The organism is Gordonia sp. YY1 (assembly GCF_009872315.1).
GTDB classification, from domain to species: Bacteria; Actinomycetota; Actinomycetes; order Mycobacteriales; family Mycobacteriaceae; genus Gordonia; species Gordonia amicalis.
Window position 1 is genome coordinate 313,213 of the sequence record NZ_WXYI01000004.1, and the last position, 25,133, is coordinate 338,345.

The 25,133-nt window shown below is 58.1% G+C and carries 20 protein-coding genes and 1 tRNA gene; 4 read left to right on the plus strand and 17 right to left on the minus strand.

Annotated elements, in window-relative coordinates:
* Window positions 1–29: 29 nt before the first annotated feature.
* Complete coding sequence (locus BPODLACK_RS08445) at window positions 30–1,106, minus strand: IS110 family transposase (RefSeq protein ID WP_159405075.1); 1,077 nt, start codon at window positions 1,104–1,106, stop codon at window positions 30–32.
* Window positions 1,107–1,487: 381 nt separating this feature from the next.
* Between BPODLACK_RS08445 and BPODLACK_RS08450 the strand changes: the two genes are divergently transcribed.
* A tRNA-Lys gene (locus tag BPODLACK_RS08450) sits at window positions 1,488–1,560 on the plus strand.
* A 453-nt stretch (window positions 1,561–2,013) separates the two neighbouring features.
* Window positions 2,014–2,166, plus strand: a complete 153-nt coding sequence (locus BPODLACK_RS08455) for a hypothetical protein (protein WP_159405076.1) — start codon at window positions 2,014–2,016, stop codon at window positions 2,164–2,166.
* A 1,033-nt stretch (window positions 2,167–3,199) separates the two neighbouring features.
* Here BPODLACK_RS08455 and BPODLACK_RS08460 read toward each other — a convergent pair.
* The 14 genes from BPODLACK_RS08460 to BPODLACK_RS08525 all read right to left on the minus strand — a co-directional run bounded on the left by BPODLACK_RS08460 (window position 3,200) and on the right by BPODLACK_RS08525 (window position 20,390).
* Window positions 3,200–4,339: an acyltransferase family protein gene (locus BPODLACK_RS08460; RefSeq protein ID WP_159405077.1), complete on the minus strand. Its 1,140-nt coding sequence runs from the start codon at window positions 4,337–4,339 to the stop codon at window positions 3,200–3,202.
* A gap of 1,111 nt (window positions 4,340–5,450) precedes the next feature.
* Complete coding sequence (locus BPODLACK_RS08465; RefSeq protein ID WP_159405102.1) at window positions 5,451–5,687, minus strand: DapH/DapD/GlmU-related protein; 237 nt, start codon at window positions 5,685–5,687, stop codon at window positions 5,451–5,453.
* 596 nt (window positions 5,688–6,283) lie between these two features.
* Window positions 6,284–7,690: a polysaccharide biosynthesis tyrosine autokinase gene (locus BPODLACK_RS08470; RefSeq protein WP_159405078.1), complete on the minus strand. Its 1,407-nt coding sequence runs from the start codon at window positions 7,688–7,690 to the stop codon at window positions 6,284–6,286.
* Window positions 7,691–7,786: 96 nt separating this feature from the next.
* On the minus strand, window positions 7,787–9,016 hold the full coding sequence (locus tag BPODLACK_RS08475) for a lipopolysaccharide biosynthesis protein (protein WP_159405079.1): 1,230 nt from the start codon (window positions 9,014–9,016) through the stop codon (window positions 7,787–7,789).
* Window positions 9,017–9,068: 52 nt separating this feature from the next.
* Window positions 9,069–10,136: a hypothetical protein gene (locus BPODLACK_RS08480; protein WP_159405080.1), complete on the minus strand. Its 1,068-nt coding sequence runs from the start codon at window positions 10,134–10,136 to the stop codon at window positions 9,069–9,071.
* Window positions 10,137–10,399: 263 nt separating this feature from the next.
* A complete protein-coding gene (locus tag BPODLACK_RS08485) occupies window positions 10,400–11,263 on the minus strand; it encodes a glycosyltransferase (protein ID WP_159405081.1) in 864 nt (287 codons plus the stop codon).
* A gap of 2 nt (window positions 11,264–11,265) precedes the next feature.
* The gene (locus tag BPODLACK_RS23895) at window positions 11,266–12,156 is read right to left on the minus strand and encodes a WecB/TagA/CpsF family glycosyltransferase (protein WP_442903265.1); all 891 of its coding nucleotides are present in this window, start codon (window positions 12,154–12,156) and stop codon (window positions 11,266–11,268) included.
* A complete protein-coding gene (locus tag BPODLACK_RS08495; RefSeq protein ID WP_159405083.1) occupies window positions 12,156–13,271 on the minus strand; it encodes a glycosyltransferase family 4 protein in 1,116 nt (371 codons plus the stop codon). The genes BPODLACK_RS23895 and BPODLACK_RS08495 overlap by 1 nt, the downstream gene beginning before the upstream one ends.
* Before the next feature lie 59 nt (window positions 13,272–13,330).
* Window positions 13,331–14,074, minus strand: a complete 744-nt coding sequence (locus BPODLACK_RS08500; protein WP_159405084.1) for a hypothetical protein — start codon at window positions 14,072–14,074, stop codon at window positions 13,331–13,333.
* A 260-nt stretch (window positions 14,075–14,334) separates the two neighbouring features.
* Window positions 14,335–15,294 carry a glycosyltransferase family 4 protein gene (locus tag BPODLACK_RS08505; protein ID WP_159405085.1) on the minus strand — a complete coding sequence of 320 codons (960 nt, stop codon included), beginning with the start codon at window positions 15,292–15,294 and terminating at the stop codon, window positions 14,335–14,337.
* Between the two features lie 158 nt (window positions 15,295–15,452).
* A complete protein-coding gene (locus tag BPODLACK_RS08510; RefSeq protein WP_159405086.1) occupies window positions 15,453–16,475 on the minus strand; it encodes a GDP-L-fucose synthase family protein in 1,023 nt (340 codons plus the stop codon).
* Window positions 16,476–16,494: 19 nt separating this feature from the next.
* Entirely contained in the window at window positions 16,495–17,517 is a 1,023-nt protein-coding gene (gene gmd, locus BPODLACK_RS08515) for a GDP-mannose 4,6-dehydratase (RefSeq protein WP_159405087.1), read from the minus strand.
* Between the two features lie 54 nt (window positions 17,518–17,571).
* Window positions 17,572–18,873: a UDP-glucose dehydrogenase family protein gene (locus BPODLACK_RS08520; RefSeq protein WP_159405088.1), complete on the minus strand. Its 1,302-nt coding sequence runs from the start codon at window positions 18,871–18,873 to the stop codon at window positions 17,572–17,574.
* On the minus strand, window positions 18,873–20,390 hold the full coding sequence (locus tag BPODLACK_RS08525; RefSeq protein WP_159405089.1) for a sugar transferase: 1,518 nt from the start codon (window positions 20,388–20,390) through the stop codon (window positions 18,873–18,875). Before BPODLACK_RS08525 ends, BPODLACK_RS08520 begins: the two co-directional genes overlap by 1 nt.
* Window positions 20,391–21,192: 802 nt before the next feature.
* Between BPODLACK_RS08525 and BPODLACK_RS08530 the strand changes: the two genes are divergently transcribed.
* Window positions 21,193–22,050: a glycoside hydrolase family 26 protein gene (locus BPODLACK_RS08530; RefSeq protein WP_236577636.1), complete on the plus strand. Its 858-nt coding sequence runs from the start codon at window positions 21,193–21,195 to the stop codon at window positions 22,048–22,050.
* Window positions 22,051–22,114: 64 nt separating this feature from the next.
* Window positions 22,115–22,405: a hypothetical protein gene (locus BPODLACK_RS08535; RefSeq protein ID WP_159405090.1), complete on the plus strand. Its 291-nt coding sequence runs from the start codon at window positions 22,115–22,117 to the stop codon at window positions 22,403–22,405.
* A gap of 332 nt (window positions 22,406–22,737) precedes the next feature.
* Here BPODLACK_RS08535 and istB read toward each other — a convergent pair whose 3' ends face one another.
* Both istB and istA read right to left on the minus strand, forming a co-directional pair.
* Window positions 22,738–23,523 (minus strand): IS21-like element helper ATPase IstB, encoded by a 786-nt coding sequence (gene istB, locus BPODLACK_RS08540; RefSeq protein ID WP_006361228.1) that lies wholly within the window; start codon window positions 23,521–23,523, stop codon window positions 22,738–22,740.
* A complete protein-coding gene (gene istA, locus BPODLACK_RS08545) occupies window positions 23,520–25,031 on the minus strand; it encodes an IS21 family transposase (RefSeq protein ID WP_075863973.1) in 1,512 nt (503 codons plus the stop codon). Before istA ends, istB begins: the two co-directional genes overlap by 4 nt.
* Window positions 25,032–25,133: the final 102 nt, after the last annotated feature.

Here is a 25,133-nt window from a genome sequence, read left to right on the forward strand (position 1 = left end):
CCCTGAGGTGCGAGCGAAGCGAGCCGGTCCTATAGCTTGTCAAGGGTTCCGAGGTCGGTGGTGAGGTCGCGGAACACTTCGCGGGCGATGTAGCGCTTGAGACAGCGGATGATGTCTTTTTTCGTTTTGTGTTCCGCGGAACGCCGCTCGACGTAGGCGCGGGTGGGTGCGTGGGATTTCATCCGGCCGACCGCGATCATGTGCAGAGCACTGTTGGCTTGCCTGTCTCCACCCCGATTGAGTCGGTGACGGCTGGTCTTGCCCGAGGATGCCGGTAGCGGTGCGGCGCCGACGAGTTTGGCAAACGTCGCCTCGGTGCGCATCCGCTCAACGTTGTCACCAGCGGTGATCACCAGTCGTGCGGCGGTGACCGGTCCGATCTGCGGTCGGGACAACAGGGTCGGCACCACCGTGGCCAACAGCCTCTCGAGTTCGCGGGTCAACGAACGGACCTCGCGTTGGGCGAGTCGGTGACGCTCGAGCAGTGAACGCGCGGCACGCACGAACGCCGCGGCCGGCCCGGACAGATCACCCTGGTCAGCCGGCACCGGTAGACCCGCGATGAACGCTGTCCGCGCAGTGATGGTGCGTGCCTGGCGGGCCTGGTCGGCGAACTCCACTGGTGCGGTGGTGCACAGGTCGCGGATCTGGTTACCGATCCGGGTGGCCTCTTCCACCGCCGAAGTCCGTGCCACGGTGAGCATTCGGACCGATTCGACCGCGCCGCGGGTGTCTTTGGCGACCGCGGTGGCGCGGCCGGTGATGACCGCCATCGCCGCGGCATAAGCGTCGAGTTGATCGGTCTTCCCGTGGGCGTAACGGCGCGGTAGGTCCGGGGCGTTGACCTCGATCACCGCGACCCCCTGATCGGTGAGCATGCGGGTCAATCCGGCCCCGTAGGAGGCGCTCGACTCCACCGCGGCGTACTCGATCCGGCCGAAACCACAGGCCCACTGCCACATCTCGGTGTAGCCGGCAGCGGTGGTCGGGAACTCCCGATCGGCCAGCGGACGGCCGTCGGCGGCGACAATGGCGGCGTGGTGGGTGCGTTGATGGGTATCCACGCCCAGCACCACCACTTGCGTATCGATCGTGGTTGGGGTCATCGTGGTGATGTCTCCTTCACACTCGTGTGCTGGATGACCTCACCGGGGCGGGTGGACAGGACAGTGAAGAGTCACGGCCCACCAGCCAGACAGGGTCCTAATCAAGTCACACCCGCCCCGGCCCTCAGGTCTCATGGCGCGGGTAGCCGACCGGAGGTTCCGGGCCGACACATCTCGCTCATGACAGCAACCGTCAGCCTCGAAGTAAGTCAGACCCAGACCCGGTCGACCACCCACGCCCATTCTCACTGCCTCGAAGAGAAGGTGCCCTCACAGCCCCATCGGACACAGCCCCGCGGCAGGCTCGACACACCCACAGGCCCCCGTTCACCCCGTGCCGGCAAGCTGTAAACTCGTCGACGCCCCGGCTCACCGGGGTACGCCCCTATAGCTCAGTTGGTAGAGCTACGGACTTTTAATCCGCAGGTCCCAGGTTCGAGCCCTGGTGGGGGCACCCTTCATCCCCCCGGGTCCGCCGGGGATTTTCCCGTGCGGCTCGATTCGAACGGCACCCGCATCACGCCTGACGATCCGCGCCAGTGGCGGACCTGTAGGCGTCCAAACCGGATCGGCAAACGGGTACTACCACGCAATCACGGCAGCCGAATTCGCCACCGACGACCAGTGTCTTCCTCACCGCCGACAGCTTCCGGATCGCCAGCTTCGCGATGTCCGGCTGGCCCGCCCCTGGAGTCACGGCGCCCCCCGGCGAGAACAGCATGGTGGCCGTCAACATCGCCGGAACCAGCATTACCGAACTCGTCCTCGACTCGGTGAGATGCGCGCATTCCCCCCTTCGCCGCAACACATCTGCACAACCTCGGCGCGAACACCAACATCGAACGGGCCTATATTGACCCGCTGCCGAATGGCGCGCCCGACGTCTCGTATGTTCAGTGTTCCCGACGTGGAGATCGAATACAGCGCGGACGACAACGTCGAGGCGGTCATCGCCAACGGCGTGGAGACCACCTACACCTACAACGAGGACGGCACCATCGCCACCGATACCCGCGGTGACGTCACCCGCGAGTACGAGTACGAATTACCAGACCGATGAAGAGCACCGCCGCAGTCGCGATCGGCTTCCATACGGACACCCACATCAGGCATGATGCCTACAACTTTGACCTGCACCGACTAACGTGCGACAAAGGCTATGCCGGTGTCGGCATCATCCAAGACAACCCAGTAATCAATCCCATCTGGGGTGTCGACGCCGAACACATCATTGCGCGGGGTGCTACTGCGCGGCCTGGTGATCTGGCTGGATCAGACCGCTGGAGCACTCCGTATCCACGCCAAGCACCTCTATGCGCGTCGCGATTTCTTAACCACTCCTGCCATCCACATCACGCACAGGGCGGATCGACGGGTTCGAGGTGCCATTCCCCGAATACACAGTTGCTCTTGGATTCGTGTTGGCAGATTGCTCTGGACCACGCGCGCGTGGAGAAGTGCGAAGTCAACGAGGCCAACGCCGCCGTGTTTAGTCTCCCCCGCAGTCGCGGCGTTGTGAATACATCCCACTTCCAGTCGCTGGTTTACGACACGGGGCCTGGCAACACCGGTTACGTCTTGTCGGCGGAGTCGGCGGCGCGAATTCTGTTCAGTGTGCTGACATTCAAAAACACCAAGCTCCTTGGGATCTGCGCGGGCAATCCGCGCCGGCGGGTCACTGGGTGTCGAACTCAATGCTCTAGCTATCGCCGACACGCCAATGACCGGCACTTTCGCTCAGGATGACACCGGCACGAAAAGTGATCCGCTCAGACGACAGGTTCGGCCGCGGGCTGATTCACGACGAGCGCCTCTCGACGCTATCAACCAGTGGCGCGGTACTGTTCACTGCCACGAACGGCGCTTTGCGGATGGTGACTCAGTATCAGCGCTACCCGCTCGTCCACCGGAGGTCTTGCAGGCCAGACACTCACGATCGAGTGGATTTGAGATGACACAGGTAGCCGCACCTATATGTGTCCGACGACCTGCTAGTTCGCTTGCGGTCCCGCTGCGACACCCACGACGACAGCGGGGTACCACAACTCGGTGACGTTCAGGTTCGACGGCACCAACTGGTGTGCGCGGGCCCGCTATCGGGGTTCGCTGACCGGACCCGGCAGGGTCGTACCTGTCCGCGACCTCTTCGCTGCGAGTCGCACAAACGGGGCCTCCATGTATCGTGCCGCACCCCACGAGATCAGCACGATAAGCGGGCACGCCACCAGCCATAGGAGTACCAACTGCCATGTGGCGGCGAGGTTGAACGGCCGGATCACCAACTGCCAGAAGACTTGCAGCAGTTGCGCGTGGATGAGATAGAGGGTATACGAGAAAGCGGAAGCAGTCGCGAACGGCCGCCAGTTGAAAACCTTTTCGGCCGAGGATGCCCTCCCGAGCTGCATCGACACGATGAGGCATATCGTCGCGATTCCAAACAGGACGTCGAGCCACCAGTAGTCGTCGAGTGTCCGCGCATACCCGAACACCCACAAGGTGGCGGCCCCGGTCGCAGCGCACAGGATGCCGATTGAACGCCACGGTATTCGAACTGCGATGTCGGGGCGTTGGATTGTGCAGATACACGCTCCAGCCGCAAGGGCGAACAGGAGGTAGTAGCTCGGGTGTAGACGCCAGATGCGTTCGTCTCCGAACGCGGCGACGATCCCGATAACTCCGACCAGGACTCCGGCGGCGATTGCGGCTGGCCAGTTAATGCGACGCCAAACCAACAGCATCAGCGGCAGTAGCAGGTAGATGTGGTATTCGACCGAGATTGACCAGAATGTGTAGGCGGCATTCCGGACCGGCACGATGTCTTGCAGTAGCAGAAAGTCGACGAGCCAGCCTTTCGGACTTGACGGTGCTGATTGGTCCCAGTGAGTGCCGGTCTGGGTTCCGATGACTGTCACCGACAGGATGATGGTGGCGGCCAGGGCAATCCAGTATGCGGGGATGATGCGCCACGATCGTTTCGTCATGTATCCCCGGAATCCGCCGGGGAGATTACCGCCGTGCTTTGCCACTCCGAGTGCGAGGGAGTAACCGGCAAGAACGATGAAGACCGTCACACCGAAGTGGCCCCAGATTGCCCAGCCGAACACCCTGCCTGTCCATCCGGGCACTACTCCGGTGATTCGATCTGGGTATGCGGTCATGAATGCGTGATGGATGAGGACATAGAGTGCCGCGCAGGCGCGGATGCCGTCGAGGTAGGCGACTCGGTTGTTCACTGAGACATCGTCGGTTGGCCGTCCTAGCGGTGCAAGTCGGGGCGAGTGTTTCGCCCGTCTAGACGACACCCGCCACCGCCCATAACTCCCGGTATCGCGCGGATGCAAGGAACCTTTACATGTCGCGGTGACAGCTAAAGGAGACGGCCGAAGACGCACATTACCCTCCAGACCATGAACAACGAGCAGAAGGTGTGAGTCGTCCTGTCTCACAACTTCGAGGACGTCGAAGTTGTCGACGTCCGCACTCACTCAGACGCCGAGGTCGAGTAACCACACGAGGATGCTCACGGATTTTCAAATGGCTACCGAATCACCTCGGCCACACTGCATTGAGATGACAGCGGGCAATTCGAAGCGGGGATCTGATGGCTGAGTTCCAGGTCAGTGACTGGGTGCGCATCACCAACACCACCCGCGGAAGTAGCCCCGGCCCGGTATCCCAGGCATCGCCGAGCAACGACCGGTCAGTGAGGTCAGGCGCCGACGGGCGCTGGCAGTAGATCACCTCGTCGCACTCGACGGCCAGGTCTAGGAGGTCGGGCTCCGTTGGCGCCCACCCGCAGTCGGCGGCCTATGGCATCTCCGCCTGCTGTCGCCGCATCGACGCCCGCATAAGTCTCAGCTGTGGTCCGCAGCACGTCACGACCGGTCACCGATCATGGTACCCCCATGGTTACTGCGTCCGAACCACATGAGCCGACGCATCCGCATCTACATGCAGCTGCCCAACGGGGAGGTCGCCAGGTCCGTATCCCCCGCGACATCAAGGTCCCCGAGACACGACCGCTCTTAGACCCCGAGACGGAGCTGTGCTCCATCGCTGGCGTCGACCACGACTGGCGACCTTACCGGGATCGGGTCTGCACGCTTCGGCGGTGGCAATGCGTGTGGTGCCATGCTCTCAAGTGGCTGGCAGGATCGCCCCGACCCGTGCATGCCGGTCAGATAGCCAGATAGCATGAGGGCGCGCCCATAGGTCGGAGGCGGGTCGGCGCCGGCATGACTGGCCTCCGACGGCACCATCTCACTGCACGGAAATAGCCCCCTCCTCTTCGCGAGCAGAAGTCCCAGAGTCACCTAGCCGATGAGGATTTAATCACTTCATCCGTCAATCCAAGGAGCGCTTCCGCTTGGCCGGGACACCTGCATAGAGGGAATTTGGCTCGCAATCTTCTACAACAACACTTCCCGCAGCAATCACGCAACCGTCTCCGATGGTAACGCCGGGACAAATAACGGCGCGCGCGCCGATCCAACATCCGGAACCTATTCTGACACTAGATACGGTCGAAGAACCACATCGGCGGTCAGAGTCACCAACCTCGTGAGAGCACGTCATCACCATGACTTCGTAGCCGAGGTGAGTTCTTCGTCCAATGATTGTCTCCGCCCCGAGGTCAAAGAAACACCCATAATTTATGAAGGAACCCGATCCCACCACAAGCCCGGACTTCGCGCCAAGGAAGCACCGCGGATTAATCGCCGCACCCCAGGCGATCTTGTGCCCCGACTTATTCAACAAGAAGGTGCGGGCACGGCGCGGGATTAAACTCGATGAAACAACACGATTGAGATAACCATCACGGTGGGCAATCCGTAAGTGACCAGTAAGGTTCACAGTCAAATTTCCTTCATACAGGACGCACCACCAGCGGGATGACCATCTCGAACAGAGAGGCCCCGCGACCCGGGGTAGCGGTGCGTAGTTCTACGGGAAGCTACTTTCGTCGAGCACGGGATCGACCGACGCCATGCAGCCAGCTAACCCACAATTTCTGGAGCACACCCACTCCTCCGTAGCCGACCACCTTTACCGAACCGCAGCCGACAATCTGGATCAGCGATCGCCCCCCCCCGCCGATAAACACATGCCATGCACGAACGAAGAAAATCCACACCAAAGCGAGGAAGCAGATGCCGGAACACAATCAGTAACGACAGCTAAGCGTTGTCGCGACTATCAATTGACACGTAATCGTAGCGGTAGCTACCCGAATCCGAGGCGACATCGTTGAGAACAAAGCCAAAAATATCAACGTTGCCAGTGTCAAGTATATCGACGGCTTTTGACAGGTCATGAATAGAACTGAAGCCCGTCCGCACAACCACCAACACACCCCCTGCGTATCTCGACACGATCAGACCATCAGCAACGGGAAGAATCGGCGGCACATCGACGATGACCATATCGTACGCACGCTTCGCCTCCGAAAAAACAACCTCCGCCCGATTCGAACCTAAAAGCTCGGCAGGATTAGGCGCCGTCGGCCCACTCGCAATAATATCCAACCCCGGAATTCCAGTTCCCTGAATACCGTCAGCGAGAGGAATATCATCGCGCAGAATGCTGGTCAGACCAATCTCGCGGCTGACTCCGAAACATTCATGCAGTCGGGGGCGCCGGAGGTCAGCATCAATAATCAGCACTTTGAGACCAGACTCAGAGAACGCAGCCGCCAGGTTCATCGACGTCGTTGTCTTACCCTCACCCGGCGACGCGCTCGCAACAACAAGACATCCGACCGGATCATCCACACGCACAAACGAGATATTAGTCCGGAGGTGACGATACGCCTCTGCGGCCGGACTGAATCCACGTCCGAAATCCAGGCTAGAAACATTGCCAAGAGTAGGATCGGAAGGAATGGCACCCAGTGTCGGAGAGTCACTAAGCTCACGAAGATCGTCGCTGCTTCGGACTCGAGTATCGAACCGAACGAGAAGTAGGATCAGTAAGAGGCCGATGACTGCGCCGACCGCAACACCATAAGCAACGTTTCGCTTCGTTCGAGGGGATACCGGAACCGATTCTGGCGTCGCAGGCGACACGATAGTCAACTTCGCCAGAGCCGGCCCACCCGAAGCAGGAGTCTCTAGATCCTTCACGTACTCGAGCATCGCGCGTGCCGCACTGTTGGCCAAGTGCGCCGCCTGGTTCGGGTTTGGACCCTGAGCGGAGATACTAAGCAATACCGTGTCGAGGCGTGCGTCAGACGACAGCAACCCAGAAACATCCTTTGGCGTCACGTCAGATAGCCCAGACAGCGCGAGTGTGCGAGCGGCAAACGATTCAGTCCTCACGAGATGCGCATACGACTCGACCCGCTGCTGAGAAGCCAACGAACTTTGATAAGCGGCATTCGGATTCTCACCATCAGTCCCTGACGTGACATACAGGGTCACTGACGACTCAAATACAACCGGCTGGGTCCAACTGAACGCGAGGGCAGCACAAGCCGCCATCAGGCTCGCAATTACAACAACCCACCAATCTGTAAACAGTCGACGAACCCACATCCGACCAACTGCGTCGGATTGCGAAATCCTAAACCTAGAATCGTCGTTCATAAAAACCTCCCGGAAGACAAAGAAACCCAACAGGTGACACCAGTTGTCTCAATATTCATCACGATTTTCCACATACGCGCAAGAAGCACTCAGTCATCATCTCCTTCCCAACACCATCGTTCGAGTGATGGCCGGAACGAGTACCACGAGGACCAATGACATCAACGGGCCGATAACGGCAGCAACTGAACCCAAGTCATCAATTGTCAACCACGACAGGGCAATACTTGACGCCGCCATTAGAGCAAAGCAGACAGATTGAAAACGAACGCCAGATGGACCCATCAAGGCCATTCCGAACGGATACTGCACTGACACAAAGAATGCAAGTAGGCCGAACCAGAAGAATAACGCCCACGGGACATCGATCTCATCCAAGACAATCTGTGAAATCGGCTTCGCCACCAGAGAAAGGCATAGAAGAGCAACCGATCCAAAGGACGTGAAGAGTAGCACCGCGGAGCGCAGAGCGTCTTTGAATTCCGCCGACGAACCTGATTGGATACCGCTAAACCTCGGCCAAAGGGACTGGCCTGCCGATGCCACCAGGGCAGCAACTGGGGCATAGAACGCAAAGGCTGCCGTATAGTGTGCCAGTTCCTCAATCCTCCCGGAATGAGCAAGGAGGAACCGGCCCCCCTGGTAAGCGATGGGGATCGACATGAGAACAACAAGATTGGATCGAGCCATTCTGAAGAGGGAAAAGTCAGAACCATCACCGGTACCAAACTCATCAACGCGACTGAAAACTCGAATTGCAATCGCGAACGCGGTAGCACTTGAAACGAGCGCCACAAGTTGAGGGCCGACTACCGATAGCCATAGCGGGCATCCAGTCTTCGCGGCGATAATGATCCATATATACCCCAGCGCACCGGCGCCAGATTGAATCGCCACTACAGTCGTATTACGCTGCAGACCAAGCAGAATACGATATCCCAGCGCCAGCGGGATACAAAGCCCGAACAGAGCGAGAGCAAGACTGAACGCGATGTTTGCGTCGCGACCGTCAATCCCGATCACTATCGACCACCCCTGGACCGAACCCACAAGAATGGCGCAGACCGCTACGGACAATCCAATGCAGACCAAGATTGCGGTCGCGTTGCGGATACGTTGGCGAACAAAATGCTCCTGGCGCAACCGGCGAGCCGCTACAACTTCGGTAACGCTTCCTCCAAGACCCAGGTCTGCAAAAGGAATGACCAACGGTATTACGACGACCAGTCCATATAGTCCAACTCCTACGTCCGAGAACGCCACCGAAATAGAGTTCAGCGCGACGAGCGCCAGTACAGCAGTAATCGGCAAGAAGATCAGCTTCACGCCGAGCGAACCCCACAGATCACGACTCGCTGCCGTGGTCGGACGAGGCAGTTTAACGGTGCTCAATTTCAATTCCCACCACAGACACTGCGGAAGACCGCTTGTCAGACTTCGCAAAACGCCAGATGCAATACACAGCGATTGCCACGTAGATTCCCCATAGTGACTCATTTCGGGCATTCCAGGGAGAAAAGAACATGTCCCAGGATGTCTGAACTGCGGCGAAGGTTATAAGGATTGCTAGCGAAGATCTACCGATGAGTGCCAATACACTGGCCACCAATAGTAAGGCCAGAAATGCCAACCAAACGAAGAAGCCCCCGACGCCCAGCATTACCCACCATGAAAGTGCGACACTATGACTGTTAATTATATGCCCAGTTAGTCGTTCGACATCATTATCAGTGACCGCTCGGCCCGACTTCAGAAGCAGGTTGATTGCGTCCGATCTCTCAGTAAAGGTCGCGCGAGGATTCGCGCCACGGCCAACGAGCGGCTCTGACGCAATCGCAGTGTACGAAATCACAACCTCCGGTCGGCCGGCCACCAACAGACCGCCACTGACCGAGTGCTGCCGTTCATATTTCAGTTTCGCTTCGTCACCTAGTACACCCGAGCTTGCCGCAAATGAATAGACCTGAACGGTAACTAGCGCAGCAACAACTCCGATGAGAACGACAACAATTCCTGTCCATAGGCCACCCAATCTCATCTTTCGACGCATACCGCTTGCGCCGAACAACACCGCGCCGGCCGTGATACAGGCGGCACCAAGGTTCCTGACATCGCCGAGTATGAACATCGTGCCCACGAGGACGGCCCCAGCGCTCCCTACGGGAATGGGCAGTCGAAGGTATGCGAACAGCGAGAACCCGATGAGCGCCAGGCCTATTCCCAAACTGCTTTTGAGGGGCTCTCCCTCAACTACCCCAACCGGTTGAATCAAAAACCCCAAACACAACCCAAGACCTACGCCTAAGCCCAACAGTGCGTACCGTCTCTCAGACTCGCGGGCCAACCACAACAGCAGCACAGCGACACTAAAGACAGTGAACGGATAAGCAAACTGGAAGGCGGTCGAAAACACCTGCCTTGAGTGGAGTACCGATCCAAGCGCCACCAAAATCAGACTAGCTAGCAACCACATTAAGAGCCAAGGAGGAGTCCTGCCCCCTGGGCAGCGGCCCCACGTAGCTGGCAGCGCTATCACCGAGATAGCACCGAGAAGAGTAAACGGGCCGAATGGGACCACTAAGAACGCTGAGCCTGCCGCGACAAGGCAAACCAACACCACGTCTTCCAGCGAAAACGTGTAATCACGATTTCGTAATTGCACTCGATTCGCCTCTCCCTCGACTCGTAAACCGTCCTCAGGCCCCGGAATCAGCGCACCTCGAAGTCATCGAACCAGCCTGGCAGACAGTAGGCACCGCTATCGGTGACGGACTTCCGATTTGGCACGTGCCATTGGACCCAAGTCAGGGCTCTCTCGACAAAGTTTCGCACTCCATAGAGACGGCGTGCGACGCTGGCGGATCGCAGGCTCCGATACCGGTCTCGAACCACCTCCGACTCGTCACGCACTCCCTTCTCCTGTGTGATCGCACCACCATGGATCCTGTATGCAGAAACTTCGATTGGTACGTAACTCCACGTCCAACCCTCCGCCGTGGATAGACGAAGGTAGAAATCGAGATCCATCGCATTCGTCAGCGACTCATCAATCGGAGGAGACCAGGTAATCGCGCTAGCCCGCGCAACTGATCCCGGTTGCGGCAACAGGTCCTTGCCAAACTTCATATACTTCGGCGCAAACTTCGTAGGCCGCGAGATATAGATAGTTCGACCAACCTCGTCGATGTAGCGTGTCTTTCCATAAGCAAAAGCAGAATCCGCGGACTTCTCCATTGCCGACACAACCTGACTGAGACTGCCGGGCGCGAGGAGATCATCATCGCCCAGCCACGCTAGGTATTCTGTATCCTTACTCGCTTTCGACCATCCATGGTTGATCGCTCCACTCAGACCCTTCCCCGGATCAGGCAGAAACTCGATACCCCGTGCGCTGCAGTACTCAGGCAGCGAGGACGCGGATGGGCCGACGACTATGATGCGTGGCTTCAACGACTGACCTTCTATTGACTTAATGCAATCGTTCAGCCAACTCATGCGGCTACCCATCGTCGGTACAACCATGAGTACTTTTTCGTTGACTTTCTCGCCATCCTCAGCCAAATAATCATTCATAGTCATTCGCCGCTCGGACCTCTTTCATTGAAAGCGACACTCCGCCGGGACGTCTTATTGCGTTTGAGTGTCGTGAAACTTCTCCGCCGCTCGAGAAGTATGATGCAAATGAACTGAATGTTCCCAAACAAGTATCGTCGCCAAAGCCTGGCCGGATCTTGGCATAATCTGAAGAACCACTCCATTCCGAACTTCTGAAACCAGTCTGGGGCTTCACGCACAACTCCAGCTTCAAAGTCGAATGCAGCTCCGACTGCGACGCAGGGCATCTGCACTGCCTGACTGAGCGCTTGAGCCACGAAGTCTTGCTTTGGTGACCCAAGCCCGATCCAAACAATGTCTGCCCCGGACGCCCTTACAAGTTCTGCGTAACGCTCGATATCAGCCGAGCTGAACGTCCCATAATGCGGCGAGTATGTCCCCGCAATTAGTGCGCGAGGGTATTTTGAAAGAATCTTGTCGGTCAGCATTTGCAGAGTAACGTCAGTTGTGCCGAGAAAGTAGTGCCGGACACCCAATGCCTGGCCTTGCTCGATGACGTTTCTGAATAGATCCGCACCCCTCACTCTTTCAGCACCGCGATTCGTAGCCCGGTTCAACAGGAATGCGATCGGGGCGCCGTCTGGGAATGTGCACCCAGCACCATTGAGTACCTTCATGTATGCGGGACTCTTGTTAGCCTCAACAAGGCAATAGGCGTTTGACAACCTGAAGCTGCAGGCTATGTCAGAGCCCACCGAACGCAAGACGACTGATGTCGCACTTTCAAGTGTGCCAGAAAAAAACTCGACTCCACCAATCGTCGTCCCCCTAGGAACAGCGATTCCGGGTGACGGATTCTCGGCCAGTTCGCTGAAATCGTCGCTCGTTGACTCGTAAGGATCACAGTTCATTAGAGTTTGCCCCCTCGCTGATCCTCGTCGACATCCTTTACCCGCTCAGTGCAGGTAGTCCGTCCCGCGACCTGATGATCAGATCGACATTTAGACCCGTCTCCCGGCTCGTTAGTCAAGACAGAAAGCCATGCTTGGTCATAAACACTTGTCCACTGCCTACCGTTATCTCCGGTGCGGTACCTGGGCGGCGACTCACTTAGCTTTGCCAGAACTGCCTGCGCGATGGACTCCGATGTACCTATCGGATCGAGTGTCAGCCAGCCACTCTCGTCGACGAGATCTCGGATCCCACCGACATCGGTTGCCACCGTCGGCACTCCAACATGTCTCGCCTCCACAAGAGTCAGCGGCTGCGCCTCAAACGGATACCGAGACGGAAAAACAAGCATTGCACAATCTCTTAAGAGTTGCCATTTACTATTGCTGTCCAAATGACCAAGAAAACGGACTCGCGAACCCAGACTTAATGCATCAACTAGTGCTCGAAGTTCTTTGCTAAACTCATCATCTGGTTCACCGCCCGCGATCACGAATTGGTGATCCACTTTGGCAGCAAGTATAGACGCCGCCTGCACAAAAGTATCCGCACCCTTCTCGCGGATGAGGTTAGATAGAAAAATTATAGGCCCACCTTGATTCGCCGGAGAAATACTCGAGGGAGCCATGTGTGGAATGTTCTGGATAAAGCACATTTGTGCAGGCTTTACCCATTGCGCAATATCATCGGCCAAAGATGGACCTAAGGTAACAACCGTGTCAGCAGAACTCAGCACAGCGCGGACAAGTTGTTTCCAGGCGTGACCCCGGCTCGCGAGTTTTGAGAAGCCTGTGGTGTGCACATAGTGAATAATTGGCACTCGGTACATTCGTAGTATTGCCACCACGGCACAGTCGACAAGGAATGACCCAGGCCTGTTGGTCACAAAAACGACCCCATAATCCGGTCTCTTGACTTTCGCAGCCTGGCGTAAGCGGGAGAACAGCCCTATCGCCCGAACGAGCTTGCCGAACGAGGCATGTCCGACCTGACCAAGATCGGCGCTGAATCTCCTATCAACAAGACTGGCTTCCACCCCCAATCGATCCATGGATCCCATAAAGACTGCTGTCATTACAGTAGAACCATGCACCGGTGGCGGTAGTTGACTCACAACCACAATTCGACTGGTGCTCATCGGACTCGGTCCGAAGGACTGTCGGCGAGAATTCCGTCGATTAACTTGAAGTGCTCGAATACCTTCTTCAGGTGTCGATCGTTCTCATGTCTTCCTACATTGTTTCGGTGGAGTGCAGTGAGCTGCGCCTTTCCTTGAACGTGAAACTCTCCTGCGCCGTCAGACACCTTCCGCACGTCCGTTCCGGCTAGAAGAGCACAGACTTTAAACCAAATGTCATCTGCGTCCGGACAGAGAGACGCTGCAAGCTTGCGATCGAGAACATGATCGTCCAGGGAGTTTGGCGGGTAGAGAATACCTCCCATTCCGGTCAGGAACGTCACAGTTGAAGGGGTATTCCTGGTCGCACGCGGCCAATCAACGTATCGCGCTATCCTGCCTTCGTCGACTGTGATTCGCGCGCCCCTATGGCCGAGGATCGTCGTGGGGGCGCTCATATGCTCGGCAACCAACTCAGGAAGCCACCAGCGCGGATAGAGGACGTCGTCATCGGCTGTGACAATTATACACTCTGGATATCTCTCTAGAGCTGGTAGCAACTTTTTGTAGCTTCTGATATCACCTTCGTCGAAAATGATCTCTACCTGAGACTCGTGAAATTCTTTAAACTCTACTGGAACTACTCCACTGAACTGCTCGCGAGAGAGGACAAGTAGAACTTTATATGGAGCATAGGACTGCATCAGAATTGTTCTGAGAGTCCTCACGCACTCTCGCACCCGCGCCGGATAGGTGGTCACGGAAACGACGATCGGTGCCGCTGGCTTGGGCATATCGAGTTTCAAGCCAGATTTTTCTCGAACCGGCCTTCGCGCTCTGAGGTTTATTAGGCCCGAGTCGAGAAGTCGGACTGCCTTGTGGATAAGACCATCACGAGCGTCGACTGCATAGTGCGATAATTTCGTGGAGAAGGTATCCCTAGGGCTGACATTCTCCGCGATCGATGCTGGACCTCGCTTCGAATATGTTTTATGTCTATTCGAGCTATAATTGACGTGATTCATTCTTGACGCTCCAGCGCGCCTAGAATTCCTCCGATGAATCTCTCCGCCATTTCTTGGATCGAGAGACCCTCCGATGATGCAATGCAGGCTCGACTCATGCTTTCAATCTGTGCGGGGTTCCGGAGGAGCATTTCTAGTTCGTTCGCGAAGTCCCGTACCGTATTTCGCGAGACGACCGAAGTCGAAGCGTCCAGGTAGGCTCGCTCTGGTGCGTGATAGGGCCAGTCTGTGGTAACTGTTGGTACTCGAGCTGTGAGCGCATCGACCGCAACTAACCCGACTCTCCCTGGCATCGCTAATACATCTGCCGCCTTAAGAAGCAATGCTAAGTCCTTCCCGCGCACTGGCGGCTGTTTGATCAGCCATTCATGTCGGGCAGATTGATCAACAACGAAGGACGAATCAGCTCCATCGCCGGCGATTACAAGCTTGAATCCGTCCAACCTCGAGGCGACCAGGGCGCATGCATCGAGCAGAAACGGGATCCTTTTCGACTCGTCGACGGCCCCAATCGTTACTGCGAGATGCGTTGCTTTGAGTTGGCGGCGAATCTCTTCAACTTCTCGATCATCTGTTGATTCCAGGTAGCGTCGCAACGTTCTGGTATCAATGGTGTTCCTCAGGTTGGTCGTTCGACCCCGGTCGAAGCCACTGGACACTACCGCATCGACGCTCTCGTGTGTGTACCCAAAGAACCATGCAGACTTATTCGTTAGTCGCGTCAAGAGCTCCTTCCGGACACGAGAGGGTGAGTCTACATAGTCGCGGCCATGTCCCCACATGGCGATCTTCTTGCCGCTCCGCAAGAGCTGTATGTAGACATCGATGTTTCGCCTGGCCTGTTCCACGACGACTAGGTCAGAATTTTGGTAGACTTCTCCGGTTGATCGCATTACGAGGCGCCTTCCACCAAGGCGGATCTCTCGCTGATTGAGCTTTACGTCAACATCATCCAACACACCGTCGGAGCGTTGGCGAAGCGACTTGTGTGGAACTCCAGCAGCGACCTGAATTCGTAGGCCGGATCCCATGCCGATTTCTTGCATCGCCTGGAATAGGGGCACACGGTATTGAGGAACATATTCCTGGAGTATTGTGACCGTCCTCAACTGATCTAGCCTCCAACGGTTTCCGAAGCCACGCTCTCTGCGGCTCCGCTAGGCCGCCTCGCGCTTGCTGTATGCCGATTGTCGACATACCACTTTACCGTTTGCGCTATTCCCTCTTCCAACGAAATCGACGGCTTCCAGTTAAGACTGGTAAGTGTTGAGATGTCGAGAAGTTTACGCGGCGTCCCATCGGGTTTCGTTTTGTCCCATTGTGTTATTCCGCTATATCCCACCGCGTTTGCCACAATTTCGGCCAGTTCCAATATCGTGACATCAGATCCCGTGCCGACATTTACCTGTTTAGATCCGTCGTAATTGTCAAGTAGATGCAGGCACGCGGACGCCAAATCGTCAACATGCAAGAATTCGCGCCGAGGTGTACCACTCCCCCAGTTAGTTACTGTTGTGGCACCTGAATTCTTGGCTTCATCGTATCGTCTGATAAGACCTGGTAATACATGCGACCCTTCAGGAGAGAAATTGTCTCCTGGGCCGTATAGATTCGTCGGCATGGCCGAGATCCACCGAAGGCCGTATTGTCTGCGTACCGCTTGAACGTGGAGAATCCCAGCAATCTTCGCAATTGCGTACGCGTCGTTCGTGGGTTCTAGAAGCCCAGTCAGCAACGCATCCTCACGGATTGGTTGCTCGGCGTACTTTGGATATATGCACGACGACCCCAAAAACATCAGCCTCGGCACTCCTATCGCGAGTGCCGCATCCATTACGTTCGTCTGTATTTGCAGATTAGTTGATAGAAAGTCAACTGGATAGGTATTATTGGCTAGTATTCCTCCGACTTTGGCAGCAGCAAGCACAACCACTTCTGGACGTTCAGATTTGAAGAACTCAAAGACTTCATCTCGGTGCGTCAAGTCAAGCTCTGCACTAGTTCGTCCAATGAGGTTCGTAAAACCTTCCGAACCCATCCGACGCCATACGGATGATCCAACAAGACCGCGGTGCCCGGCGATGTATGTCTTTGCGCGCCGGTCAATTGGTGAGGGAACGAAGCCTTCGACCGTCATTTCTTCTGTTTCTTTCTTCTCAGTCCCAGTATTTCAAGGCCGGCTTGTCGATCCAGGGTTTGCCTTCGTTCTCAAGCGCCGCGATGTCTGCGTCGACCATGATTTGAGCCAGATCGGGCGTCATCACTGAAGGCTTCCATCCGAGTAGACTTTCCGCTTTGGAAGCATCACCGATCAGTGCGTCGACCTCTGTAGGACGGAGGTAGCGTTCGTCGAACTTGACATGTTCCTCCCAATCGAGCCCCGCGTGTTCGAACGCAGTGATAAGGAAGTCGCGAACGGAATAGTTGCCGCCCGTTGCCAGTACGAAGTCGTCCGGCTCGTCAGCCTGGAGCATCCTCCACATGCCTTCGACGTACTCTGGCGCGTAACCCCAGTCACGTACAGCATCAAGATTGCCCATGTACAAGTACTGCTCGACTCCAGCCTTGATTCGAGCGGCAGCGCGCGTGATCTTGCGCGTCACAAAGGTCTCGCCACGTCGCGGCGACTCATGATTGAACAGGATTCCGTTGACGGCGAACATACCGTACGCCTCACGGTAGTTCCGCGTGACCCAGTAGGAGTAGACCTTAGCGGCACCGTACGGCGAACGCGGATAAAACGCGGTTTCCTCGTTCTGCGGGGGCGGCGATGCCCCGAACATCTCGGAACTGGATGCCTGGTAGAAGCGGCACTGGACGCCGGCGAGGCGTACAGCCTCGAGGAGTCGGATCGATCCGACACCGGTGGTATTTCCAGTGTGTTCCGGCTCATCAAAGCTCACTCGTACATGCGACTGTGCAGCAAGGTTGTAGACCTCGTCAGGATTGATCTCGGACACAAGAGTTACCAGGCGCGCACCGTCGGTGAGGTCGCCGTAGTGCAAGAACAAGCGTGCACTCGGATCGTGGGGGTCAACGTACAGGTGGTCGATTCGCGACGTGTTGAACGAGGATGACCGGCGAATCAGACCGTGGACCTCATACCCTTTTGAAATCAGCAGCTCGGCGAGGTAGGACCCGTCCTGACCCGTAATACCGGTAATCAAAGCCTTTTTCATATTTCCCTACAATGCTCTCTCTGCGGTGTGTTCAGTGTCTGTTGGCCTTGTGGCCTAGACGCGGTAGGTCCAGCCGGCGTCAATCCACGCTTCGGACGGTAGGCACATTCGGCCGTCGATGACGTTGCGTTGTCGAACGAGTTGGCCGAGTGCCTCTGGGTCAAGTATCTGGAACTCCTGCCACTCGGTCAGGACTAGAACTGCGTCGGCGGCGGCGCAAGCGTCCGCAGCGGACGTGGCATAGTCCAAGGTGGGGAACAACTTTCGCGAGTTGTCCATAGCCTTGGGGTCATACACGGAGACCGAAGCTCCCTGGAGCTGGATCTGACCTGCGACGTTGAGCGCTGGCGAGTCGCGTACATCGTCGGACTCCGGTTTGAAGGCGGCGCCGAGTACTGCGATTCTCTTGCCCAGAAGACTTCCGCCGCACACTTCACGGGTGACTTCCACCATACGGGTGCGTCGCCGCATGTTGACGTTGTCCACTTCGCGTAAGAAGCTAAGCGCTTCAGCAGCCCCGAGTTCTCCCGCGCGAGCCATGAACGCCCGAATGTCCTTGGGTAGACATCCTCCACCGAACCCGAGACCCGCGTTCAAGAACTTTCGTCCGATGCGGGCATCATGTCCGATCGCGTCTGCGATAGCGGCAACGTCCGCCCCCGCCGCATCGCATACCTCAGCGATCGCATTGATGAATGAGATCTTCGTTGCCAGAAAGGCATTGGCAGCGGTCTTTACGAGTTCCGCGGTCGGAGGATCGGTGACGATGAAGGGCGTCTCCGCGTCGATCATCGACTTGTAGATTTCTCGACAAGTGCCTTCGGCCGTACCCCCAGCGAAAGCGCCCAGGACGATTCGATCCGGACGGAGTGTGTCTTGGACGGCAAAGCCCTCGCGTAAGAATTCCGGATTCCAGGCGATCTCGACTTGGACGTCCTTCGCGAGCTCATCGGCTCGCTCCGATAGGCGAAGTGCTGTTCCGACCGGCACTGTGGACTTTCCCAGAATCAGGGCATCCCGGGTGAGGAGCGGCACCAGTTCCTCAAGAGCGGAGTCGACGTAGCTGAGATCGGCGCTGTATTCACCCTTCTTTTGTGGCGTACCGACCGCGATAAAGAAGACATCGGCAAAGTCTGCCGCGTCCGCATATGAGCCCGACACCTTCAAAGAACCCGCGTCGATGTGTCGCTTCAAGAGGTCGGGTAAGCCTGGTTCGTAGAAAGGGACCTCGCCAGCAGCCAACTGAGCGCGCTTCTCTGGGACAACTTCGATCCCGAGCACCTCATGACCCAACTCAGCCATGCACGCGGCGTGGGTTGCCCCTAAGTATCCGAGACCAAGAACGACCATCCGCATCAGTACGCACCATCCTTCGCAACCACTGCTTTTGCTGTCCGCCACAGAATGAGCGCGTCCTGCATGATCGACCAATTTTCGACGTAGGTCAGATCAAGTCGAACCGACTCCTCCCAAGAGAGGTCGGAACGGCCGGAAACCTGCCACAGACCTGTCATTCCGGGCTTGACCAGCATTCTGCGCGCCACCCGGCCGTCGTACCGCTCGACTTCCTCTGGCAAAGGCGGCCTTGGACCCACGAGGCTCATCGTCCCGCCGAGGACGTTGAGCAACTGAGGGAGTTCGTCGAGACTGTAGCGGCGGATAAATCTACCGACTTTCGTGACTCGGGGGTCTTCGCGCATCTTGAAGAGCACGCCCGATCCTTCGTTCAGGGCGCGCAAGTTGTCTTTGAGCGCGTCGGCATCTTGCACCATCGACCGGAATTTCCACATCGAGAATGGCGCATTATTCAGGCCGATCCGGGTAGCGCGGTAGAAGATCGGACCGCTGGAATCAATCTTGATCGCGATTGCTACTGCGATGAACACCGGAGAAAGCACTGTCAGAATCGTTGCGGCGCCCACTCGATCGACGAACGCCTTCCTGAACCGGTTCGCCCCTTCGTACCGCGGCTTGTCAATATGCAGCAGGGGAAGTCCAGCAACCGGACGCACCATGACTCGAGGCCCGGCCACATCCGTAACTCCCGGCGACACCATCATGTCGACGTCAAGCCCCTCAAGATCCCATGACAGTGCTTGCATCGCGTCGTGCCCCAGAGCTTCGGCAGACGTCACAGCGACAGTTGTGGCGCCGGCCTCGAGGACCGACTCGCAAACATCATCAAACGATCCAAATACCGGTATATTTCGGCCGCCGACGGGCACGAAGGGCCGTTGACCGGCTCGACTGGGGAGGCACAGCCCGACAACTCGGAACCCGAGGTTGGGTTGGCGGTGTAGACGGTCAATCAGCGGAACCGCTGAAGCCTCGCTACCAACGACCAGCACGTGCTCTACATTTTCTGACCGCAAACGCTGCCGTCCGAGTCGCTGTCGCCAGAGCCACCGCGAGACCAGCAGACCCGCGGTGCCAACCGGCAGCGCGATTGCAATAAATCCCCGTGCGATATTCAAACGGAAGAGCAGGTCAACCATCGCAAGGACACCGAACAGTGCAAGGCACGCGGTGACGACGCGGCTGTACTCCTGCGAGCCTGACCCTACAATTCGCCGGTCAAGTGTCTGGAACGCGCGCAGCGACAGGAGCCAACCGATGGCCAGGACAACCGACACGAGACTCGCCGGCGCCTGCACGGAACCGTTGGGGGCAAGTGCGCTCTCGGCACCAAAACGCACAAACTGAGCGAGCAGGACCGAAGCTGCAACAATCAGTGCGTCACTCCACGCGAGCCGAACCACGTAGCCGTGAATCCAGGAACGCGAACGTTCCCGCGCCCTGCTGGCGAAGCGCAGTCGCAGGGGCACACGGTCCGAACTCCGTCCCAAAGCGGCATCGGCCGGACGATGGGCCACAGCCAACCTCCCAAAACAAAACTGATGAACTCGAAGGCGGCGATCGGCCCCTACGCCCAACCACCAGAGCGTCGACGACGCCCGCCCGCAATTGGCTTCGCGGATGTTAGCGAGCGTATTTCAGACCGGTCATATGTACAACTTGAACGCTTTTGTAGTCCAGGCGGACGACACTTCAGGTTACTATTTTGTAGGAACGTCCAGCTAGCAAAGACGGGTCGCCCCTACGGGCCTATCCACTGTGACTCGATCCACACGTCAGACCCGTCTCGTAGTCACTAGGGACCAAAGCCCCTAGTGAAATATGCTGCGCGGCAGGCGTTTCAGCAGGCCAAACCACATCGCACGGATAGTGACGGATCTCATAGATCGTCGCCAGCTACGGATTCGGACGTTGTCGCAATGCACCTTCCTTCGATGACAAGCCCCCAGATCGGGGGACAAAACCGCACAGACTTAGTTTCTCTAAACAGTTACGGGAACTATCAAATGTCCGAATTCCGGCGCGCTCGAGTCTCATTTGTCTCAAATACTCGAAGCTCGGGCCAGAATTGGTTTCTGTAGCGTGAACAGCCCGTTGGCTGCGCGTTGCGACGGCCCCAGGTTCTCCAGCCAACCCGGCGACAGCAAGAATGACTGAGTGATCGATAACGTGAGGCCGAGAGAGCAAGGTGCCAGACTCCCGCGTCGCACGTTCTTAATGGCCACGCTAGCGACGGCGATGGCCGGGGTTACTTCGTGCAGTGTAGACAGTCATCCACAGCAGCAACCGCTTGGTCATCGGCGGTCCTGGGGAGCGTTCATGCCGACAGTGACTGATACAGGTCAGCCAACGTTCAGCTCGATTGCCCGACTTGAATCTCTCGCCGGTTACAAGCCTTATTTAGTGCACCTATTCGCAGCAATCCCAGATTCACTACCCGTCGCGACCCTCGATCTCATACGCGGCAGTGAGGCAACCCCCATCCTGACTCTTGAACCTTGGGACCCCAGCAAAGGAAGCGACCAGTCCTTCTTCTCACTCGCGACCATCGCTGCTGGTCAACACGATTCGGACTTGTCCCGTTGGGGAGCACAGTTGGCAGCGTGGCCCTATCCAGTTCTGCTCAGGTTCGCGCAAGAGATGAACGGAACCTGGTATCCATGGTCGATAGGAACCAGCCAGAACACGTCCGACGACTACCGCGCCGCCTGGTCGCGAATGCATGCGATCATCAGAGACAAGGCACCGCACGTTCAGTTCGTGTGGGCGCCAAATGCAATCACTGAGGGCACTCGAGACTTCACCGATTGCTACCCCGGAGACGGTGTCGTGGATTACCTCGGCCTGGACGGTTACAACTGGGGTCAGTCACCAGGCCACCAATGGCAGTCCGCCCATAAGCTCTTCTCCGAAAGTCTCGAGGTACTGGGCAAGTTGAGCTCGAACCGTCCCACGCTTATCACTGAAGTTGGGTGCGCCGACGGCACTACCCCGAATCTCAAAGCGGAGTGGATTACAGACTTTTTCCGAGTCATCGAATCTGCACCGAATGTCCTCGGCTTTATCTGGTTCCAGATGGACAAGGAGCGTGACTGGCGGTTCAATTCGTCGCCTGCCAGCACCGAAAGCTTTCGGAGCGGACTTGCGCGTTGGATGAGTAGCGGCCCGCAGGGTTGAGGGTCGCCCGGCACTGTCGGCACCACCAGGTTGCGTGAGTATCAACGGCAGGGATACTGGTGCGATGCCCGCCCAGCCCGTCGACCCATCTGTGTTCCATGCGTTGGTCCTGCTGAACCTCCTGTTTGTCACGGGCGCGTGGTGCCTGGCGCGTCCTACTTACTGCGCGGCTGGGGTCATGGCTGCCCTTTCGGCCGCATGGTTCATGTGGAACGGGCCGATCGAGGGACGGGTGCTGATCTCGATTAACATCGATCACGGGTTCACCGAGTCGGACATTCTGTCGATACTCGGAGTGGGCATTGCCGCAATCACTTTCACGCGCACCCAGGAACGGCGGCGGTACGAGGAGTAGGGGCTTGGTTGGTCTGGTCTCTAGCCCTTCGAGGCTCCTCGCTAGCGCTCGTCACACCTCAGGGAGCGACGGGACCTCCTCGCTAGCGTTCGTCGCACCTCAGGGAGCGATGGGGGCCTCCTGCTAACGCTCGTCGCACCTCAGGGAGCAATACCGGCGCTCGCCATAGCTTGCCGCAGGGGGCTGCGAGAAGGTTCAAGCGGTCTGCTCGCCAGCCCTTCGAGGCTCCTCGCTAGCGCTCGTCGCACCTCAGGGAGCGATGGGGGTGTCAACGGCCAGTTTGATGTCCCCGCTGGTGGCCAGGTAAAAGTCCCCACCCTGTGCGGGATGTTCTAGGTGGGTGGTACCTCCGTTCGGTGTGTCATGCGGTAGGAGTCGCCGTCGGTGATGACGATGGTGGCGTGGTGTAGGAGCCGGTCGAGGATGCTGGCGGCGGTGGTGTGTTCGGGCAGGAATCGTCCCCATTGTTCGAAGGGCCAGTGGCTGGCGATCGCGAGAGAGCGGCGTTCGTAGGCGCCGGCGACGAGCCGGAACAGTAGTTGGGTGCCGGTGTCGTCGAGTGGTGCGAATCCGATCTCGTCGAGGATGAGCAGATCTTGGCGTAGCAGGGTGTCGATGGTTTTGCCGACGGTGTTGTCGGCCAGTCCGCGATACAGGGTCTCCACGAGGTCGGCGGCGGTGAAGTACCGCACTTTGTGTCCGGCGTGTACTGCGGCGATCCCCAGCCCGATCAGGGTGTGACTCTTGCCAGTCCCGGCTGGGCCGATCAAGGCCAGATTGTGTTGGGCTCGAACCCATTCCAGTGAGGATAGGTATTCGAAGGTGTTGGCCGGGATGGAGGATGCGGCCACGTCGAACGATTCCAGGGTTTTGGTGACCGGGAACCCGGCAGCTTTGAGTCGGTTGCGGATGTTGGAGGCATCACGAGCGGCGATCTCGGCTTCGACCAGGGTCCGCAGCACTTCTTCGGGTGTCCATCGCTGGGTTTTCGCGGTGAGCAGTACCTCGGGTGCGGTGCGGCGGATCGAGGCGAGCTTCAATCGGCGTAGCGCTTGGTCGAGGTCGGCCGGTAGTGGCGGCACTGTTGGTGCAACTGATGTCGATGTTGTGGTGGTCATGACACCTCCTTGTCGCCGGCGCCGAGCTTGTAGGCATCCAGCGAGCGGGTGGGCGCGGTAGGCAGGTGCCCGAGCAGTGCTGTGCCGGCCGGTCGCGGGTTGGGGGTGCCGGCTCCGGCATCGAGGATCGAACGCACATCGGCGGCCTTGAACCGTCGGAATGCCACCGCCCTGGTCAGGGCGGTGAGCACCTGTTCGTGGCCGTGGGAGGTGACGAGCCCGAGGATGTCGTCGAGTTCACCGCTTAGGCGGGTGTTACCGATCGCGGCGGCACCGACCAGGAACTGCTCAGCAACCTCACCGAGAGCGCAGAACTGCTTCTCTGCTGCGGTTTTGGGTCGTGGTGCACGACTGGGCGGTGTGCGTGGCCCGCCGTAGTGGTCATCGTTGAGGACGACCTCTCCGGGTGCGGCCAGCAGATGTTCGGCGATCACCTCGCCTGAGGCGGGTTCGGCGATCAGGAGCCGTTCACCGTCCTGGATGAGGGTCACGGTGGTGCCGATGAGCCGGTTGGGTACCGAGTAGCGGGCCGAGGCGTACCGGATACATGAGAGGCGATCGACCTTTCGGGTGACCGGCGGTGGGCCGACTTGGGCCCGCAGAGATGGCAACGTCGACAGCACTTCTCGTTCCACATCGAGTTGCTCAGCAGGCACGCACAGTGTGTCGCTGTGGCGGCGGGTGTTGACCTCGACACACCAGTCCCGCGCGGCCCGGTTCGCTGCGTGCACATCCAGCTGCACGTCGTCACGACCAGCGGCGATCTTGGCTTCGGTCCACAACGGTTGCGCCAGATCTGACTGCGCGTACCCGCAGAGGTTCTCCACGATCCCTTTCGATTCCGGATCGGCGCCGTGACAGAAATCCGGGGCGAACCCGTAGTGGGTGGCAAACCGCACATACGAGGGGGTGGGTACGACGACGTTGGCGACGACTCCACCTTTGAGGCAGCCCATCCGATCAGCGAGTACCTTGTTGGGTACTCCACCGATCTCCTCAAAGGCTTCAGCGATGAATCCGAGTGTGGTGGTGGATGTTTCATTGGTGGCGAACCGAACGAACCGCCAGCGTGAGAACGCCAACACCGCGCAGAACATGTGCAGGCCGCCGATCACGGCCCAATCGATGACCAGGTAGTCACCCGGAGCCCACACTGCCGGGCGACGCCCACGATGGTGATCACGGCGCCACTGTGTTTTCTCCTGGGCGACGAGACGACGGAAGTTGCGGGCCGAGCCTGCATAGCCCGCCGCTCGCGCTACTGGTAGCAGACGTTTGGCGGTGATCCGGCCGTGTGACCGCTCGACTCTCTCGGCGACCAGCTCGGCGACGGTGTCGTAGTTGCGGGCCCGTTCCTTGCGATCGGGTGGTTGATCGTCGGCCTCGAACCGGTCGACCACACGTTTGACGGTCTTGTGGGTGGTGCCGCACACCTCGGCTGCGGCGCGATAGCTTCCGAGTTCTCGGTAAGCAGAAATGATGTCCATACGGTCCTTCGCAGACTTCAATGGAACTCCCAGGCGGTGATGGTGATCGGTTGGCACCTTCACCGTCATCGCCTGGGCCCTCAGTTCCGGGTCGACACGACGAACACAGGGTGGGGACTTTTA